This is a genomic window from Stenotrophomonas sp. 28608_Sma (assembly GCF_056486185.1).
In genome coordinates, this window is the sequence record NZ_CM151308.1 from 619,655 (window position 1) to 638,795 (window position 19,141).

15 protein-coding genes are annotated in these 19,141 nt (G+C 64.9%); 11 read left to right on the forward strand and 4 right to left on the reverse strand.

Annotated elements, in window-relative coordinates:
- Positions 1-162 precede the first annotated feature (162 nt).
- Positions 163-1,578 (reverse strand): DEAD/DEAH box helicase, encoded by a 1,416-nt coding sequence (locus ACZLHH_RS02775; RefSeq protein ID WP_049461652.1) that lies wholly within the window; start codon positions 1,576-1,578, stop codon positions 163-165.
- Between the two features lie 949 nt (positions 1,579-2,527).
- Here ACZLHH_RS02775 and ACZLHH_RS02780 point away from each other — a divergent pair.
- Together ACZLHH_RS02780 and maiA are read left to right on the forward strand one after the other, a co-directional pair.
- Positions 2,528-3,517, forward strand: coding sequence for a fumarylacetoacetate hydrolase family protein (locus ACZLHH_RS02780; RefSeq protein ID WP_032127967.1), 990 nt, complete (start codon positions 2,528-2,530; stop codon positions 3,515-3,517).
- 14 nt (positions 3,518-3,531) lie between these two features.
- On the forward strand, positions 3,532-4,200 hold the full coding sequence (gene maiA, locus ACZLHH_RS02785) for a maleylacetoacetate isomerase (RefSeq protein WP_049461325.1): 669 nt from the start codon (positions 3,532-3,534) through the stop codon (positions 4,198-4,200).
- 45 nt (positions 4,201-4,245) lie between these two features.
- Here maiA and ACZLHH_RS02790 read toward each other — a convergent pair whose 3' ends face one another.
- The 3 genes from ACZLHH_RS02790 to ACZLHH_RS02800 form a co-directional block, all read right to left on the reverse strand.
- The gene (locus tag ACZLHH_RS02790; protein ID WP_071227723.1) at positions 4,246-5,706 is read right to left on the reverse strand and encodes a UdgX family uracil-DNA binding protein; all 1,461 of its coding nucleotides are present in this window, start codon (positions 5,704-5,706) and stop codon (positions 4,246-4,248) included.
- A complete protein-coding gene (locus tag ACZLHH_RS02795; RefSeq protein ID WP_049461330.1) occupies positions 5,687-6,964 on the reverse strand; it encodes a putative DNA modification/repair radical SAM protein in 1,278 nt (425 codons plus the stop codon). The genes ACZLHH_RS02790 and ACZLHH_RS02795 overlap by 20 nt, the downstream gene beginning before the upstream one ends.
- Before the next feature lie 130 nt (positions 6,965-7,094).
- Entirely contained in the window at positions 7,095-8,222 is a 1,128-nt protein-coding gene (locus ACZLHH_RS02800) for a PilT/PilU family type 4a pilus ATPase (protein WP_032127971.1), read from the reverse strand.
- Positions 8,223-8,343: 121 nt separating this feature from the next.
- Between ACZLHH_RS02800 and ACZLHH_RS02805 the strand changes: the two genes are divergently transcribed.
- From ACZLHH_RS02805 to ACZLHH_RS02845, 9 genes are all read left to right on the forward strand, one after another.
- Positions 8,344-8,709 carry a DUF4398 domain-containing protein gene (locus ACZLHH_RS02805; protein ID WP_049398394.1) on the forward strand — a complete coding sequence of 122 codons (366 nt, stop codon included), beginning with the start codon at positions 8,344-8,346 and terminating at the stop codon, positions 8,707-8,709.
- Entirely contained in the window at positions 8,706-9,590 is an 885-nt protein-coding gene (locus ACZLHH_RS02810) for an OmpA family protein (protein WP_080356499.1), read from the forward strand. Before ACZLHH_RS02805 ends, ACZLHH_RS02810 begins: the two co-directional genes overlap by 4 nt.
- Before the next feature lie 324 nt (positions 9,591-9,914).
- Positions 9,915-10,151 carry an HP1242/YdcH family protein gene (locus ACZLHH_RS02815; RefSeq protein WP_004154075.1) on the forward strand — a complete coding sequence of 79 codons (237 nt, stop codon included), beginning with the start codon at positions 9,915-9,917 and terminating at the stop codon, positions 10,149-10,151.
- Between the two features lie 299 nt (positions 10,152-10,450).
- Positions 10,451-11,821 (forward strand): pyridoxal-phosphate dependent enzyme, encoded by a 1,371-nt coding sequence (locus tag ACZLHH_RS02820; protein ID WP_049461332.1) that lies wholly within the window; start codon positions 10,451-10,453, stop codon positions 11,819-11,821.
- A gap of 123 nt (positions 11,822-11,944) precedes the next feature.
- Complete coding sequence (locus tag ACZLHH_RS02825; RefSeq protein ID WP_049461333.1) at positions 11,945-13,132, forward strand: cystathionine gamma-synthase; 1,188 nt, start codon at positions 11,945-11,947, stop codon at positions 13,130-13,132.
- Between the two features lie 53 nt (positions 13,133-13,185).
- The gene (locus tag ACZLHH_RS02830) at positions 13,186-14,001 is read left to right on the forward strand and encodes an ABC transporter permease (protein WP_049461335.1); all 816 of its coding nucleotides are present in this window, start codon (positions 13,186-13,188) and stop codon (positions 13,999-14,001) included.
- Positions 13,991-15,418, forward strand: coding sequence for an ABC transporter ATP-binding protein (locus tag ACZLHH_RS02835; protein ID WP_049461337.1), 1,428 nt, complete (start codon positions 13,991-13,993; stop codon positions 15,416-15,418). The genes ACZLHH_RS02830 and ACZLHH_RS02835 overlap by 11 nt, the downstream gene beginning before the upstream one ends.
- Entirely contained in the window at positions 15,415-17,934 is a 2,520-nt protein-coding gene (locus ACZLHH_RS02840; protein WP_049461339.1) for a glycosyltransferase, read from the forward strand. The genes ACZLHH_RS02835 and ACZLHH_RS02840 overlap by 4 nt, the downstream gene beginning before the upstream one ends.
- The gene (locus ACZLHH_RS02845) at positions 17,931-19,130 is read left to right on the forward strand and encodes a glycosyltransferase family 4 protein (RefSeq protein WP_049461342.1); all 1,200 of its coding nucleotides are present in this window, start codon (positions 17,931-17,933) and stop codon (positions 19,128-19,130) included. Before ACZLHH_RS02840 ends, ACZLHH_RS02845 begins: the two co-directional genes overlap by 4 nt.
- Positions 19,131-19,141 lie beyond the last annotated feature (11 nt).

A 19,141-nucleotide genomic window follows, 5' to 3' on the forward strand; every position in this document is an offset into this window, starting at 1 on the left:
TATTTACAGCGTGTTCTGCGCTGCCCCCATGCCCATCCGCCCTCGGTACTGCCACCGCGTGCTTTATCACCCGGTAGCCCGCAACAAAAAAAAGGACGGCGCGTCAGCGCCGTCCCTCGATAGCCCCCGCGCAGCGGGAAGCACCCTCCATGTCAGCTGCGATCAGCCGGCGCGACCGCCGCCGTTGCCACCCTGGCCGCGGCCACGGCCGCCACCATTGCCGCCACCGCCACGACGCTGGCCCTGACCGGCGCCTGCACGCTGCTGGCCATTGCCACCGCCCTCGCGACGGCCACCACCGGCCTTCTTCGGGCCCGCATGCGCATGGCGCGGCGCATCGCCGTGCGGACGGCGTGCGTGGCTCTTGCGCGGTGCGCGCTCGCCGGTATCGTGCTCGGCCTTGCCCGGCGCACTGTTGCCCCAGCGGATCGGCGTCTGCAGCTCGAAGCCCGGCACATCGCGGATGTCCATGTCGCGGCCCAGCAGGCGCACGATCGCGCGCAGCAGCTTCACTTCATCCTGCGCCACCAGCGAGATCGCCTGGCCGGTCGCGCCGTTGCGGCCGGTGCGGCCGATGCGGTGCACGTAATCTTCGGCCACCATCGGCAGGTCGAAGTTGATCACCTTCGGCAGCTCGTTGATGTCGATGCCGCGCGCGGCGATATCGGTGGCCACCAGCACGGTCACGCGGCCGGCCTTGAAGTCGCCCAGCGCACGCAGGCGCTGGCCCTGGCTCTTGTTGCCGTGGATCGCCGCGGTCTTGATGCCCGACTTTTCCAGGAACGTGGCCAGCTTGTCGCTGCCGTGCTTGGTGCGGGCGAACACCAGGGTCTGCTCGCGGCTGTCCTGCGCCAGCAGGTGCAGCAGCAGGTCGCGCTTGCGGCCGGCATCGACCGGGTGCACGCGATGGGTGATGGTTTCGGCGACGGTGTTCTTCGGCGTGACCTGGATCTGTTCCGGGTTGCGCATGAACTCCAGCGCCAGCTGGCGGATGTTGTCCTCGAAGGTGGCCGAGAACAGCAGGGTCTGGCGGTTCTGCTTCGGCAGCTTGGCCAGGATGCGCTTGATCGACGGCAGGAAGCCCATGTCGAGCATGCGGTCGGCTTCGTCCAGCACCAGCAGTTCAATGCCGGACAGGTCGATGCTGCGACGCTCGAGGTGGTCGATCAGGCGGCCCGGGCAGGCCACCAGCAGGTCCACGCCACGGCGCAGGATGTCCAGCTGGTTGCCCATGCCGACGCCGCCGTAGATGCAGGCGCTGGGGATGCGCAGGTACTTGCTGTAGCCGCGCAGGCTGTCATGCACCTGGGTGGCCAGCTCGCGGGTCGGGGCCAGGATCAGCGCGCGCGGCTTGCGCGGGCCGCTGCGCACTTCCTGCGAGGCGGTGCCCAGGTGCTGCAGCAGCGGCAGGCCGAAGGCGGCGGTCTTGCCGGTGCCGGTCTGAGCGCCGGCCAGCAGGTCGCGACCGGCCAGCGCCAGCGGGATCGCCTGCTGCTGGATCGGGGTCGGGTTTTCGTAGCCCTGCTCGGCGAGCGCACGCAGCAGGAAGGGCGCCAGGCCCAGCGATTCAAAAGACATTGAGATTGCTCCAAGTACAAGAAACGCCTGTCCGAACGGACAGACGGGGGCAGATCAAACTGATCGGCTGACTCGGAGCGTTCCCGTGAACCGCGCTGCGAGAATTGGGTGCAGCCGGCACGGAGCGCAGGCTGGAATGCGTGACGAACGGCGTCGGAGTGGGGGCGGGCGAAGAGGGCGGACCCTGGTCGCCGGCGGTCCCGGAGGGAAACGGACGGCCGCTGCAGACCCTGCAAGTCTAAACGATGTTTGAGACTTCACGCAAAAAGGCCTGTTCAGGTAGGGGGCTCTCTGCAGGGCTGCGCCCTGCACCCGCAGAGGCCGAAGCAACGTCAACGTCAACGTCAAAAGCCGGTTTCCTGAGGGATGCGGGGTGGGTCCGGTTGCGGGGGGCGCTGCAAGTCCCCCTCCGGGGCCCGGCCCAGCCGCTGGCGGCTGTGCGTTCGGGCGCTTGCGAAGCAATGCTTCGCAAGCAAAGCGCCCTCACCCATGTAAGCTCGGTCGCCGCATCCATGCGGCTCACGCCCCCGCAACCGGACCCACCCCGCCTTCGAGAGTTTTCCGCGATCTGTCGAATCTCATTCGATCAATTTCGATATCTGACGGATTTCGACGATGAATGATGTGGATGTTCGATCCGTCATCGGGAAATTGTCAGGGGTGGGACGGTGTGGGTGGGCAGGACCGTTGGCGCCATGGATGGCGCCATCGAGCCACCAGGGACGGGTTTACGGCGTGTCCTGCCCACCCACACCGTCCCGCCCAGCTCACAGACAACCCAGAGCCGGCTGTTGCTGTTGACGTTGCCCTGGCTTGAAGCAGGTGCAGGGTGCAACCCTGCCGAACCCCCCACTACGGTAGGGTGGGCCGATGCCGCGCTGCAGCTTGGCGTCGACGCAGATTTGATTACACTTGAAACTTGTTTGCCCACGACTCCGGACACCCACCCATGAAGCTTGGTTCTTTGAAGGAAGGCGGCCGCGACGGCACCCTGATCGTCGTCTCGCGTGACCTGCGCCACGGCGTGCGCGCCACCGGCATTGCCGCCACCCTGCAGCAGGCCCTGGAGGACTGGAGCCACATCGCGCCGCGCCTGAACGCCCTGTACGAATCGCTCAACGCGGGCGACGCCGATGGCGTGTTCGACCTGGACCCGCAGGCGCTGGCCGCGCCGATGCCGCGTGCCTATGAGTTCGTCGATGGCAGCGCCTACCTGCCGCATGTCGAGCGCGTGCGCCGCGCCCGTGGCGCCGAGGTGCCGGAGAGCTTCTACACCGACCCGCTGATGTACCAGGCGACCAGCGCCGGTTTCTACGGTCCGCGCGACGCGGTCAAGGTGGTCAGCGAGGACTATGGCATCGACCTGGAAGCAGAGATCGTGGTGATCACCGACGACGTGCCGATGGCCGCCACCCCGGAACAGGCCGCAGGCCATATCCAGCTGGTCGGCCTGGTCAACGATGTCTCGCTGCGCAACCTGATTCCGGGCGAGCTGGCCAAGGGCTTCGGCTTCCTGCAGTCCAAGCCGCGCTCGGCGCTGTCGCCGGTGTTCGTCACCCCCGACGAGCTGGGCGCCGCGTGGCAGGACAGCAAGGTGCACCTGCCGCTGCTGACCCACATCAACGGCCAGTGGTTCGGCGCGCCGGAAGCCGGCGTGGACATGCAGTTCAACTTCGCCCAGCTGGTCGCGCATGCGGCCAAGACCCGTCCGCTCAGCGCCGGCACCATTGTTGGCTCGGGCACCATCGCCAACGAAGACACCAGCAAGGGTGCCTCGTGCTTCGCCGAGCAGCGCGTGGTGGAGACCCTGCGCGACGGCAAGCCGAGCACGCCGTTCATGTCCTTCGGCGACGTGGTCCGCATCGAGATGCTCGATGCCGCCGGCAACAGCATCTTCGGTGCGATCGAGCAGCGCATCGAACAGGCGACCAGGCCCTGAGCAGAGAGGCGGCGATGGAGATCCCGGTCGACGACGGCATCGTGCTGTACACCTACTGGCGATCCAGCGCCGCCTACCGCGTGCGCATCGGTCTGGAGCTGAAGGGCCTGGCCTGGGAAGCCCGGCCGGTGCACCTGGTACGCGATGGTGGCGAGCAGCACCTTGACGCCTATCGCGCGCTCAATCCGCAGCAGCTGGTGCCAACCCTGCTGCATGACGGGCATGCACTGACCCAGTCGCTGGCGATCCTGGAGTATCTGGACGAGCGCTTCCCGCAGGTGCCGCTGCTGCCGGCCGATGCCGCCGGCCGTGCGCGGGTGCGTGCGCTGGCCCAGCTGGTGGCCTGCGATATCCACCCGATCAACAACCTGCGGGTGATGCAGTACCTGGAGCGCACCCTGCAGCTGCCGGCCGACGCCCGCACGCAGTGGACCCTGCACTGGATCGCCGAGAGTTTCACTGCGATGGAAGCGATGCTGGCCAACAGCAGCGCGACGGGCACCTTCTGCCACGGTGACCGTCCCGGCCTGGCCGATATCTGCCTGCTGCCGCAGCTGTACAACGCGCATCGCTTCGGCCTGGACCTGACGCCGTACCCGACCCTGCGCCGCATCGAAGCGGCGTGCCAGGCAGTGGACGCCTTCGACCGCGCACGCCCGGAAAACCAGCCCGACGCCGCCTGAAAGTAGAGGGGACGGAGGGGATTAAGTCGTTTGTGCACTTACGACTTAATTCCCTCCGTCCCCTTTTTGTTGCAATCGGGCCAGATCATCGCGGAACAGCCGATAGGCATCCTCGCGGCGCGCATCGTCGGTCTGCCGCAATACCCATGCCGGGTGCACCGTGGCATAGCCGCGGGTGCCGTCCTCGAGGGTGTGCCAGCGTCCGCGGTCACGTGACAGGTCGAAATCACGGCCGAATACCGAGGCTGCCGCGGTTGCGCCGAGGCACACGATCACCTGGGGCCGCACGCGCGCGATCTCGCCCATCAGCCAGGGGCGGCAGGCCTGGATGTGCCGGCTTTCCGGTCGTTTGTGCAGCCGTACCTTGCCGCGCCGTTCATGATGGAAGTGCTTCACCGCGTTGGTGAGGTACAGCGTCGCGCGATCGATTCCCAGTTCGGTCAGCGCACGGTCCAGTAGCTGACCGGCAGGACCCATGAACGGCTGTCCGCGCAGATCCTCGGTGTCGCCAGGTTGTTCCCCGATCAGCATCATGCGGGCGTCTGCAGGCCCCTGCCCGAACACGGTCTGCGTGGACTGCTCCCACAGCGGGCACTGGCGGCAGGTGCTGGCCTGTCCGCGCAGATTCTCCAGACTGCTGGCATCCGCTGCTGGCATCGCAACACCTGCACGCAGGGGGATCCTGCGCTGCGGCGCCTGCGCGGGACGGTCATGCATTTCCTGCACGCGGTCGGCCGCATCGCGCACCAGGCGTGGCAGCAGCTGGGCCTCCGGCAGGTGGCGCCAGTACTTTGCCGGCATCTCCTGCATCATCATCCGTGTATTGAGTCGCGCCGGATTGAAGATGTTGGCGTAGTAGGTCTGCCACAGTGATTCGCGCGCATCCTCGGCCGGGGCATCCTCGCGCCGTGCGCCGGGGCCGAAGGCAAGCGCCTGCCCATCCCATGCGACGCTGCGCGAAGGCGTGAGGATCGCCCAGCGCATGCCGGTGAAGCGGCGCGCGAAGAAGGGCGCGACCCGGTCGACAATGTGGTGCTGTGGCTCAAACCAGGCGATGAACGCATCAGGCTGGCCAGGCACCTCGCGGAAGCGCACGAATGCCTTCATCTTGTGCGTGTCACGGCGGACGGCCTGGGCGAGCGCCGTTGCGCGCAGGACATCGGCGTCGGCGGGGTTGCTCAGCACCGAACGCTCGCCATGGACGATGCGCCACAGCAGGCGATACAGCAAGGCCAGTCGCTGGGGGTCGCGATGGCACAGGCAGGTGGCCGCCAGTTCCAGGAAATCGCGGGGCACGTTGGGTGCACTGGCATCAGCCAGCATCGGCGCCCGCTGCACGGCCGGCGCATCCAGCAACGACGTTTCGCTCCCTTCCAGCCAGTCCAGCTGAGGCGGGGCCACGCCTCGCAGCAACGCTTCGCGCGCAGCGTCGCGCCAGGCCTGCAGCGACCACTGCGGGTCCACCCGCAGCGACCAGCGCTGCGCGTCAGGCGGCGGGCGGTGCATCAAACAGCGATCCCTGACGAGGCGGTGGGGCCAACTGCGCGCGCAGCGCCGCCGGATCGTCCAGCGATTTGCGTGGATGGTGGTCAGCCAGCTGCACAAACGGAAGCAGTTTGCTCATCGGTGCCTTCAGGCGTGCTACATCGGCAACCCGCAGGCGACCGTGGCGGCGTGCCATCAGCACCCGTTTCACGTTGCGCACGCCCAGCCCGGGTACGCGAAGCAGCATTTCCTTCGGCGCGCGGTTGAGATCCACGGGAAAGCGCTCGGGGTGACGGATCGCCCAAGCCATTTTCGGGTCGATGTCCAGGTCGAGCATGCCGTCCTGGGTGGTATCGGTAATCTCATCCACGCCGTAACCGTAGAAGCGCAGCAACCAGTCGGCCTGGTAGAGGCGATGTTCGCGCTGCAGCGGAGGCGGTTGCAGTGGCAGCTGCCGGCTGGCGTCCGGAATCGGGCTGAACGCGGAGTAGTACACCCGGCGCATCCGATAGTTGCCGTACAGCGCATCGGCGCTGGCCAGGATCTGTTGGTCGTTGGCCCCGTCCGCGCCGACGATCATCTGCGTGCTCTGCCCGGCGGGTGCGAAACGGGGAGGGTGTGGACTGCGGCTGGCCCTCGGCGCCACCGCTGCGGGGGCTTTGCGCGCCTCCTTGGCTTCCTCGATGCGCCAGCGTAGTTCGCCCATCGCGCCGCGTATCGAATGCACCGTCTTCTCCGGCGCCAAGGCGCTCAGGCCGGCTTCGGTCGGCAGTTCCACGTTGATGGACAGGCGGTCGGCATAGCGCCCGGCACTGGCCAGCAGTTCCGGCGAGGCCTCGGGAATGGTCTTGAGGTGGATGTAGCCGGCGTAGCGGTGTTCTTCGCGCAGCTGCCGGGCCACTTCCACCATCTGTTCCATGGTGTAGTCCGCATTGCGGATGATGCCGCTGGACAGGAACAGCCCCTCGATGTAGTTGCGCTTGTAGAAGTCCAGGGTGAGTGCGACCACCTCGTCCACGCTGAAACGTGCACGGGCTACGTTGCTGGAGACCCGGTTCACGCAGTAGGCGCAGTCGTAGACGCAGAAGTTGGTCAGCAGGATCTTCAGCAATGAAACGCAGCGGCCATCGGGTGTATAGCTGTGGCAGATGCCCATACCCTCGGTGCTGCCGATGCCGCCACTGGCGCGCGAATCGCGCTTGCCCGAGCCGCTGGAGGCGCAGGAGGCGTCGTATTTGGCGGCATCGGCCAGGATGGCCAGCTTGCGGATGGTTTCCATTGAGGAAACCTACGGATGAGGGGTCTCATTGGATGAGACCGCCCCTGAATTCTTCAGAAAAAGGGGACGGTGGGGATTAAGTCGTAAATGCACTTACGACTTAATCCCCACCGTCCCCTTTTTCGTGCGGTCAGAACCCGTGAGTGATGCTTGGCTGCCCGGCCGAGAAATCCGCATACGGGTCGTGCTCGCCGCTGCTGCCTTCGGACAGGCGGAACTTCAGGGCCAGGCCATCGCGCGAGTCGGCCGCGCGCAGCGCTTCCTCCTGCTCGATGATGCCGGCCTTGGCCAGACGGAACAGGCACTGGTCGAAACTCTCCATGCCTTCCTCCAGCGAGCCTTCCATCGCCGCCTTGATCTCGTGCACCTGGCCGCGACGCAGCAGGTCACGGATCATCGGCGTGTTGATCAGCACCTCGGTGGCCGGCAGGCGACGGCCCTCCTTGTTCTTCACCAGGCGCTGGCTGATCACCGCACGCAGGTTCAGCGCCAGGTTCATCAGCACGTTCTTGTGCGCGCTTTCCGGGAAGAAGTTGAGGATGCGCTCGATGGTCTGGTCGGCGTTGTTGGAGTGCAGGGTGGCCAGGCACAGGTGGCCGGTTTCGGCGAAGGCGATCGCTGCCTCCATCGTTTCCGCATCCAGGATCTCGCCGATCAGGATCACGTCCGGCGCTTCACGCATCGCGTTCTTCAGCGCGTTGTGGAAGGCATGGGTGTCCAGCCCGACCTCGCGCTGGTTGACGATCGACATCTTGTGCTTGTGCAGGTACTCGATCGGGTCCTCGATGGTGAGGATGTGACCAGTGGTGGTGCTGTTGCGGTGGTCGATCATCGACGCCAGCGAGGTGGACTTGCCGGAACCGGTGGACCCCACCACCAGCACCAGCCCGCGCGGGGTCATGATGACGTCCTTCAGTACCTGCGGCAGGTTCAGCTCCTCGATGCTCGGGATGCGGCTGCGGATGGCGCGGATGACCATGCCCACTTCGCCCCGCTGCTTGAACACGTTGACGCGGAAGCGCCCGGCATCGGGCAGGGCGATGGCCATGTTGAGCTCCAGCTCGCGCTCGAACTGCGGCACCTGGCCTTCGTCCATCAGCGAGTAGGCGATCTTCTTGACCATGCCCGGCGGCAGGCCGGTGTTGCCCAGCGGATAAAGCTTCCCCTCGATCTTGATGTAGACCGGTGCTCCGGTGGTCAGGAACATGTCCGAAGCGTTCTTTTCGGTCATCAGCTTCAGGAAGTAGCCGATATCCATTGCGAATTTTCCCCAACGAAACGGCCGACGCCCGTTGCAAGCACGGTGTCGGCTTGACGACAATGGCCGTGAACCGACAACCGGTACGGCCTCCCCAATGAAACGACTTAGCTTCGCACGAATGCGCCATGGCCTGTATGTGATGGCGTTTGCATTCGCACTGTCTGCCCCCGCCTGGGCGCAGGACGGCGCACTGGAACTGGCCCAGGCCCGGCAGGCGGTCGACAAGGCCACCCAGGCCGACGCCGACCAGTACGCCCCGGACCTGATCGGGCTGGCCCGGCAGGGGCTGGAACAGGCCCAGCGTGCTGCCGGCGACCGCCGTGAGCGCAAGAACGCCCCGGCGATCGCCCTGCGCGCCGCTGCCGATGCCGACCTGGCCCGCGCCCGCAGCGAGGAAGCCACCGTCACCGCGCAGCTGCAACTGCGCCGCAACGAGGTCAACCAGCTGCAACGCCAGCTGTCGACCGGGGAGGACCGCCGGTGAAGCCGATGACTGCCGCAACCCTGGCTGCCCTGCTGACGCTGCCGACCCTGGCCCTGGCCGCCGACAACCCGATGGTGGCGCAGCTGAGCCAGCGTCTGATGGCCATCCAGGCCAATCCCGACACGGCTGAGCTGGGCGCCTTCGAGCGCATGCAGGCCCAGCAGGCCATCGCCACCCTGGACAAGGCCAAGCGCCGCGACCAGGAGCTGGCCACCTACCTGGCCGAGCGCCGGGTGGAGATTGCCGAGACTGCCGTGCGTGCCGCATTGGCCGCGCGTGAGGTCGATCGCCTCGAGCGCACCCGCAGTGATCTGCTGATCGAGGCCAGCCGCCGCGATGCCGCCCGTGCCCGCCAGGAGGCCGAGCAGCTGCGCATGCAGGCGCAGATGCAGGCCGAGGAGGCTGAGCGCCTGCGCCAGGCCGCCGAGGCCGAGACCCTGGCCCGCCAGGATGCCGAGAATGCCCTGACCAGCGTGGCCGGCAAGCAGCAGCAGCGCCTCAGCGCCGCCCAGCAGAACGCCGCCAAGCTGGCCCGCGAGGAAGCCGAGCTGGTATCCGGGCAGAAGCTGCCGGGTTCGAAGTTCGATGGCCGTGGCGAAGTCTTCACCTTCAATGGTGACGCATTTGCCGCTGGCGCCGCCAGCCTGTCCGGTGGGGCCCGCAACCAGACCAAGGCACTGGCCGAGTACCTGAACATCGGCAAGAAGGGCCGCCTGCGCATCGAGGCCTATGACAGCGCCAACGGGGTCGGTCAGAAGCGTGCCGAGGCCCTGCGCGATGCCCTGGTCGCGGCGGGTGTCGCGAGCAACCGGATCCAGCTCAGCGGCAAGAAGGCGGCGTCCACCCGGGCACGCTCGGCCGAGGTCATCATCGCCCCGTAATTGCTTGATATTGTTTGTTTTTCGTTGCAATGAGCATTCAGCCTGAACCCCGCCCCGGCGGGGTTCGGTCTTTTTGCCGCAGGGGTCTTGTACCCCGCCTTGAGCAGGCGTAGGGTCAATCGTCCGGGACGCAATGCCGCGGACCGGACGATGGGAGGGCCGGGCCGATGCAAACAGGGCGCGAACCGCAGCAGATCGACGTGCGCAGGCCAGTGCCGCAGGTCGTTGCAGGCGTCCAGGTGGCCATCGACCGGCGCTCCTCCATGAACAACGCCCCGTGCCTTGCGGCCGGGGCGTTCGTGTATCTGTCGAAGGAGGTCCATCATGTTTGAAGATCAGCCCCAGAGCGAGATCGACGCCCGTCGCGCGCGTGATCCGGAGTTCAGGGCACTCCATGACCAGCACCGCAAGTTGAACAAGAAGTGCATGGACGCGGAGTTGGGTGTACTCCCGATCGATGATGTCACCCTGGGTCGCATGAAGCGCGAGAAGCTGCTGGCCAAGCAACGACTTCTGCGAATGTACGAAACACCGCTCCCAATGACGTCCCCCACGCTTTGACGCACCCCGTCACGCCCGGAACGGCGTGACCCGGCCATCGATGGCCCCGCCGGGCGCTCCTGCCCCGGCATCGCGGCACCGCCGATGAGGCGGCCGCGCCAAGGCACCACAGGCCGTGGTGCCTTGGCCTGCAGGCACAGCTCATCGATGCGGGCGGTACCGGTCTCCTCGTCGATCCGGGGCTGTCCGCATCTCTTTTTACGGTGGACGGGCTGCGGCCCTGCCGACCTGACTTTCATCGCCATCCGTCGGATAATCATCGGTCCGGCCCTGTGCGGCGCGAACCGAAAGTCCTCCGAATGCCCATCCATTCTTCCGTCCTCGAACTCATCGGCCAGACCCCGATCGTCAAGGCCCAGCGCCTGGACACCGGCGTCTGCGAGCTCTACCTGAAGCTGGAGAGCGCCAACCCGGGCGGATCGATCAAGGATCGCATCGGCCTGTCGATGATCGAGGCGGCGGAAAAGCGCGGCGACCTGAAGCCCGGTGCCACCCTGGTCGAGGGCACGGCTGGCAACACCGGCCTGGGCCTGGCGCTGGTGGCCCAGCAGAAGGGCTATAAGCTCATTCTGGTCGTTCCCGACAAGATGAGCCGGGAAAAGATCTTCAATCTGAAGGCGATGGGCGCCGAAGTGCGCCTGACCCGCTCTGACGTGGCCAAGGGCCATCCGGAGTACTACCAGGACCTGGCCAAGACCATCGCCGAGCAGACCCCGGGCGCCTACTTCATCAACCAGTTCGGCAACCCGGACAATCCGGCCGCGCATGAATTCGGTACCGGCCCGGAAATCCTCGAGCAGATGGGCGGCGACCTTGACGCCATCGTGTTCGGCTGCGGCAGCTCCGGCACCATGACCGGCCTGTCGCGTGCCTTCGCCAAGCTGTCGCCGAAGACCGAACTGGTGCTGGCCGATCCGGTCGGTTCGATCCTGGCCGAGTACATCAACGACGGCAATCTGAACGACAAATCGGGCAGCTGGCTGGTGGAAGGCATCGGCGAGGACTTCCTGCCGTCGATCTCCGATTTCAGCCGCGTCAAGAAGGCTTATGCCATCAGCGATGCCGAGAGCTTCCACACCGCACGCGAACTGCTGGGCAAGGAAGGCATCCTGGGTGGTTCGTCCACCGGCACCCTGCTGGCCGCCGGCCTGAAGTACTGCAAGGAGCAGACCACGCCGAAGAAGGTGCTGGTGCTGGTGCCGGATACCGGCAACAAGTACCTGTCGAAGATGTACAACGACTACTGGATGCTGGACAACGGTTTCCTGCAGCGCCCGCAGCACGGCGACCTGCGCGACCTGATCCTGCGCCCTTACGGCCAGCGCGACACCGTGGTGATCGGTCCGAACGACCTGCTGACCACTGCCTACCAGCGCATGAAGCTGTACGACGTGTCGCAGCTGCCGGTGATGGACGGCGAGCAGCTGGTCGGCATCGTCGACGAAAGCGACGTGCTGCTGCACGTGTATGGCGATGAGGCACGCTTCCGCGACACCGTCGCCACCGCGATGGTCAGCAAGCTGGACCGGCTGGACGTGAAGTCGCCGATCGAGGCGCTGCTGCCGGTGTTCGACCGCGGCCAGGTGGCGATCGTGATGGACGGCGACGCCTTCCTGGGCCTGATCACCCGTATCGACCTGCTGAACTATCTGCGCCGTCGCGTGCAGTAAGCCGCTGATCGCCGACGTTCACCGCTGAATCCTGGTTTATCCGCGTCAAAGGTCGTTAAGGCCGCGCTGGTAGACTTCCGCACCTTCGATGGCGCCGTGCGTCGGCGCCCCTCAGGAAAGAACATGTCCAACGCAACTTCCCAGGATCGCGCCCTGGCCCTGGCTACCCTGGCCATCCACGGTGGCCAGTCGCCCGACCCCAGCACCGGCGCGGTGATGCCGCCGATCTACGCCACCTCGACCTACGCCCAGTCCAGCCCGGGCGAGCATCAGGGCTTCGAGTACTCGCGTACCCACAACCCGACCCGCTTCGCCTATGAGCGTTGCGTGGCGTCGCTGGAAGGCGGCACCCGTGGCTTCGCCTTCGCTTCGGGCATGGCGGCCAGCTCGACCGTGATCGAGCTGCTGGACGCCGGCAGCCATGTGGTGGCAATGGACGATATCTACGGCGGCAGCTTCCGTCTGTTCGAGCGCGTGCGTCGCCGCACCGCCGGGCTGGATTTCAGCTTCGTCGACCTGACCGATCTGGCCGCGTTCGAGGCCTCCATCACGCCGAAGACGAAGATGGTGTGGATCGAGACCCCGACCAACCCGATGCTGAAGATCGTCGACATCGCCGCGGTCGCTGCCATCGTCAAGCGCCATGGCCTGATCGTCGTCGTCGACAACACCTTCGCCTCGCCGATGCTGCAGCGCCCGCTGGAGCTGGGCGCTGACTTGGTCCTGCATTCGGCCACCAAGTATCTCAATGGCCACTCGGACATGGTCGGCGGCATGGTCGTGGTCGGCGACAACGCCGAACTGGCCGAGCAGATGGCCTTCCTGCAGAACTCGGTGGGTGGCGTGCAGGGCCCGTTCGACAGCTTCCTGGCCCTGCGTGGCCTGAAGACCCTGCCGCTGCGCATGAAGGCGCACTGCGCCAATGCGCTGGCCCTGGCACAGTGGCTGGAGAAGCACCCGGCCGTGGAAAAAGTGATCTACCCGGGCCTGGCCTCGCACCCGCAGCATGAGCTGGCCGGCAAGCAGATGGCCGGTTACGGCGGCATCGTTTCGATCGTGCTCAAGGGCGGTTTCGAGGCGGCCAAGCGCTTCTGCGAGAAGACCGAACTGTTCACTCTGGCCGAGTCGCTGGGCGGCGTGGAAAGCCTGGTCAACCACCCGGCGGTGATGACGCATGCCTCGATTCCGGTCGCGCGGCGGGAGCAGCTGGGCATCAGCGACGCGCTGGTAAGGCTGAGCGTGGGTGTGGAGGAGTTGGGGGATCTGCAGGTGGATCTGGAACGGGCGTTGGGCGGGAACGCGGCGACCTGAGCCTGCCTACGCCACCCCATGGGAATCAGACTGCCAACTGGAATACACGCGTCATGAATGCGATAACACCTGCTGCCATGCTCCGGTCACTCTGGAGCAATCGCGGCATCATCTGGCTGCTCGGGAAACGCGACGTCCAGAACAAGTACAAGGGATCGTTCGGCGGCTTGTTATGGACACTGATCAATCCGCTGTTGATGCTGCTCATCTACACCTTCGTCTTTGCAGTGATCTTCAAGGCCCGCTGGCATGGCCAGGTAGGGGACAGTCGGGCCCAGTTCGCGCTCGTGATGTTCGTCGGCGTCATCATCCATGGCTTCTTCGCCGAGATGGTGAATCGTGCGCCGGGCATGATCTTCGAGAACACGAATTACGTTACGAAGGTCGTCTTCCCGCTTGAAGCGCTGCCGGTGATCAGCCTCGGCTCCGCGCTGTTCCATACGCTGGCAAGCGCCTTGGTGCTGCTGGTGGGCCTGTTGATCTGCAATGGCGGCCTCCATTGGCATGCGCTGTTGTTCCCCGTGGTGTTGGCGCCATTGCTGGTGATGGCTGTGGGGATAACTTGGATACTCGCCGCGCTGGGCGTGTTCATCCGAGACCTGAAGCAGACCACCACGTTCGTCACCACTGCAATGCTCTTCCTGTCGCCGGTGTTCTATCCGCAATCGGCGTGGCCAGAGAAATACCAGAAACTCTTCCTGCTCAACCCGCTTACCTTCATCATGGAGCAATCGCGCCAAGTGCTGGTGTGGGGCAAGCTCCCTGATTTCGTCGGCCTGGCGGCATACCTGTCGATCGCGCTGCTCGTTGCTTTCGCAGGGTTCGCCGTGTTCCAGAAGATGCGCAAGGGGTTTGCCGATGTCATGTGAAAATCCGGGCCAGCCCGAACTCGCCATCGAAGTGACCGGGTTGGGCAAGTATTACGAGATCTACGCCGATCCCAAGGACCGGCTCAAGCAGTTCGTCCTGCCGGTGCTTGATCGGGCGCTGGGTGGCGAACCGAAGCAGTACCACCGTGAGTTCTGGGCACTGAGGGACGTTTCCTTCAAGGTCCGTCGCGGCGAGACCGTTGGAATCATCGGACGCAATGGCTCCGGAAAGTCGACGCTCCTGCAGCTTGTCTGCGGCACGCTGACGCCGTCCAGCGGACAGGTGAGCACCACGGGCCGCATCGCCGCGTTGCTGGAGCTGGGTTCGGGCTTCAATCCGGAGTTCACCGGTCGCGAGAACATCATGTTGAGCGGAGCGCTGTTCGGGCTGACGGCCCAGCAGATGGAGGAACGCTACGACGACATCGTGGCCTTCTCCGGCATCCCGGATTTCATCGACCAACCGGTTAAAACTTACTCCAGCGGCATGGTCGTGCGGCTTGCGTTTTCCGTGATCGCCCACGTCGACGCCGATATCCTGGTCGTGGATGAGGCGCTCTCGGTGGGAGATGCCTACTTCACGCAGAAGTGCATGCGTTTCCTGCGCTCTTTCATGAAGCGAGGGACGCTGCTCTTCTGCAGCCACGACATGGGGGCCATCATCAACCTGTGCGAGCGCGCAATCTGGCTCGACAAGGGTGTCATGCGCATGAACGGCGCGCCCAAGGAACTGTCGCAGGAGTACCTGGCGTCGCTGTTCGAACCGGAGGATGGCAGCATGGCAGAGACTGCTCTGGTCGAAGGCGGTGGAGGCGAAGTCGAAGTCGAAGACACGTCCGCGGATGGCCAGCCTTCCCCGTTGGAGTTGACCGCGGAACCCGCCTATGTGGATATGAGACAGACGCTCATCGATGCGTCGATGCTCCGGAACGACATCGAGGTCTTCCAGTTCGACGAGAACCGTGCTTCGTTCGGGACGGGCGCTGCGCGCATCACCGCGGTGCATCTACTGGATGCGCAGGGCCAGAAGGTGAACTGGGCGATAGGCGGGCAGGACGTCAAGCTTCGGATCATCGCGCGCGCCAACGAACAGATCAGCCGGCCCATCGTGGGGTTCGTCGTGAAGGACAAGCTGGGGCAGATAATCTTTGCCGACAACACATACCTGGCGCACCGCGACCGTGCCATCGTGGTTCCGCGCAACGGCGAGGTCGTGGCGACGTTTGATTTCAGATTTCCGGTACTTCCAGCGGGCGAATACAGCATTTCCCCAGCCATCGCCGAGGGCACCCAGGCCGACCATGTCCAGCACGAGTGGGTGCACGATGCGCTGATCCTCCACGTGCAGTCCAGCGCCGTCTGCCTGGGGCTATTTGGTGTGCCAATGCGAACTATTGAACTGGAGGCAACGTCGTGAGCCATGATCGTTCCCAGGTGCCTGACGGCGAGATGAGCTTCACCGGCGAACGGTTTCTGCCGGGCGTTAGCGGCGAAATCGAGATGGAGCACTACCACCGCTACCAGCTCGCATCGCGCATTGTCGCCGGCAAGGATGTTCTGGATATCGCCTGCGGCGAAGGATATGGATCTGCCCTCCTGTCGATCGGTGCGGCGCGTGTCACCGGCGTGGACATCGATGCCGTGGCGGTGGCGCATGCGGCAGCGACCTATCCGCGCGAGGGGTTGGAGTTCAAGCTCGGCTCGTGCGCCGCCATCCCGGTGCCCGATGCGAGCGTGGATGTGGTGGTCAGCTTCGAGACCATCGAGCACCACAACCAGCACCAGGAGATGATGGCGGAGATCGTGAGAGTGCTGCGTCCTGGTGGCGTGCTCATGATGTCCAGCCCGGATCGCTACGAGTACTCCGATCGTCCTGGTTTCCGCAATGAGTTCCACGTCAAGGAGCTCTACAGGCAGGAACTGGAGGCGCTGGTGGGGGATTACTTCCCCAACTACCGACTGCTCGGGCAGCGCACCACGATGGCCTCCATGATCGGCCGCGTTGCCGATGGCGGTGGCGCGGCCGAGCCGGTAGCGCCAGGAATCCATTACTGGACCGAGAGCGAAGGGCTGGAGAGCGTCCGCTCGGGCAGCATGCCGCGCGAGCCGGTCTATTTCATCGTACTGGCGTCCGCCGGAGCCTTGCCCAGCTTGCCGGACTCCGTGTTTGAAGTTCCCGGCTATTTTGAATCGCGCGTGCAGCAGGTCGCGGACGATTACCGGCGGGAGATATCACGTATTGGCCAAGAGCGCGACGGTATGCTGCGCGACAAGGATGTGGCGTGGGAAGCGCGGGTCGAGCAGGTGGCTGCCGATTACCGGTCCGAGATAAGCCGCATAGCGGCCGAGCGTGACCAAGCGCTGGCCGACAAGGACGCTGCCTGGGAGGCAGAGCTCAGGAAAGTCGCTCGGGAGTATGAGGATGCCCGTGGTGCTGGTACCGCAGGCGGCGACAGCGCGGGGCCGACGGCCCGCATGGAAGCCGCGCCGGCGACGGTGCCGGCAGGGCATGGTGCTGGGTCGCTGGCGATCGATTCCGACGATGGTGCTGGCGCGGGAGGCGCGGGCGATTGGACCGGCATGTTGCCCTTGGTCAGTCTGATCGTAGTCAACTACAACGGCATGCGTTATCTCCAGCCCTTGTTGGCGAGCCTTGGCGCCTTGAACTATCCGCGCTATGAGGTCGTCATGGTGGACAATGCCTCGTCTGACGGCTCGGTGGACTTCGTCCGCTCCGCCTTCCCGTGGGTAAGGATCGTGGAGTCGGGAGGCAACCTTGGATTCGCAGGAGGCAACAACCTTGGGATGCAAGTGGCTCGTGGCGACCTGATCGGCCTGATCAACAACGACACCGTCGTTGATCCCGATTGGTTGTCGGCGCTTGTCCGGGCACTGATGGACGAGCCGGATGTCACGGCGGCGGGTTCAAAGATCCTGTTCTTCCGGCGATACGTCGAGCTGACGATAGAAAGCCTGCCGTTCCAGCCCAGTGCGGGGGGCCAGTCCAGCGATACGCGCGAGCTTGGGATGCTTGTTGACGAAGCCAGTGGTTTTGTCGAAAGTGGCTACAAGAAGCCTTTGTACGGGGAGGGCTTCTGGGGCAGGGAACAGCACGGAGACCGGAGCGTGCGCTGGACGAGCGGGCGGGGCACGATCCGCCTGCCGCTACCGCCGGATCCGGTTGATGGACGGTATGTTCTTGAGTTGGATGTCTCCGGGACGAATGCCGCAGCGGGCCGTGAATTCACGGTGAGCCTCGCGGGTACGGTGCTGGGCACGGGTGTTCTTGCAGCGGATTATGCAAAGCATGTGTTTACTTGCCCGGCCGCCCTGCTCGATGGCGCTGCCTGTGACGTCATCAATAACGCTGGCACGCTGCTCGATGGCAATGGCGAGGCGGGTGACCGTGGAATCTACGAGGACGACCGTGGTCAGTATGATGAGCCGGAGGACATGCAGGCCCTTTGTGGCGCCGCCATGCTCATGCGCCGCTCTGCTCTGGTACAGGCGGGGCTCTTTGATTCGAACTTTTTCATGTACTACGAGGACACCGACCTGAGCTGGCGCCTGCGCAAGGGCGGGGGGCGCCTGCGTTACGTGCCGGCCAGCGTCGTACGCCATGTGCATACGGGATCCAGCGTCGAATGGTCGCCAGTCTTTGTTTTCCACGTCTCCAGGAATCATGTGCTGATCAAGATCAAACATGCCCCGGCCGCCGTCGCGGGCCGGGCCTACGGAAGGGAAGTACTGAGATGCCTGCGCTCTGCAGTCGCGGCAGCGCGTCGCGGCTTCACTGACAAGCGCCTGAACGCGGAGTTCGGGCTGCGTCTGCGCATCCAGCGTGACCTGTTCAAGCTGCTTCCAGTCGTACTGCGGCAACGTTGGGGCGGCCTGCCGTCCTGCAAGGATCGCATCGGGGCCGTCCCCGCATGAAAGTAGGCATCTATAATCGTTACTGGGCCACGATGGGCGGCGGTGAAAAACACGTCGGCACGATCGCGGAGATCCTGCTGGCCGAAGGCCACCAGGTGGACCTGATCCGCGTCGGCCCCGTCGACGAAGCAGAGTTCAGTAGCAGGATGAACCTCAACTTGGCGGGGGCACACTGGGTCGAGTGGCCCGGCTCCTCCTGCAGCGAGCTCGCGCCACGCTCGGCCGGGTACGATGTATTCATCAATTCCACTTACTGCTCTTCGATGGTCCCGCAGGCCAGAAAATCGCTGTACCTGGCATTCTTTCCCCATGAACTCATCGAGGCCGCGCCGCTTCCCAGGCTTTTTCAGCGTGCGGCGGGAAGATTTGATCGTACCGGACACCCTTGGCTTTCGCGTATGTCGAGTTTGGCGCAGCGCACGCTGCGTCGTGGCGTGGCGTCCAGTCGGCGCCCGTTCATCGACAGTTACGAAGATCCGATGGCGAACTCTGAATTCACGGCAGCGTGGATTCGCAAGCGCTGGGCGCGTGATGCCGTGGTGCTTCCTCCGCCAATCGACGTGGAGCGCTTCGGCTCGGTGGACCTGTCGAACAAGAAGAAGGTCATTCTGAGTGTCGGCCGCTTCTTCTCCGGCGGCCACAACAAAAAGCATATCGAGATGATCACTGCTTTCCGGCAAATGCACGACAAGGGCCTCGTGCCGGAGGGTTGGGAGTACCATCTCGCCGGCAGCGTCCATGCGGAAAGCGAGGAGCATCGCCGCTACTTCCAGAAGGTCAACGCACTGGCGGAGGGCTATCCGATCCGTATTCTCGGAAACCTTGGATCACGGGAGCTGCTGCAGGAGTATGCGGAGGCATCTATCTTCTGGCATGGTGCGGGCTGGGGGGAGCGTGGTGACCAGGAGCCCGAGAAACTGGAACACTTCGGAATGACCGCCTGCGAAGCGATGGCCGCCGGCGTCGTACCCATCGTGCAGCCGTTGGGCGGGCCACGCGAGGTCGTCACCGACGGCGTCGATGGCTATTACTTCAGTGACGCCAGGGAACTCCAGGAGCGCACCCTTTCCTTGATGAAGCTCTATGGGACGCCCGAACTGGCGCAGTGGGCCGCCCGCGCACGTGCCAGCGTCCAGAAGTATTCGCAGGCGAATTTCCGGGCCGTCTTCATCAAATTCTTCAACACGATCGCTTGATCACAGATTTA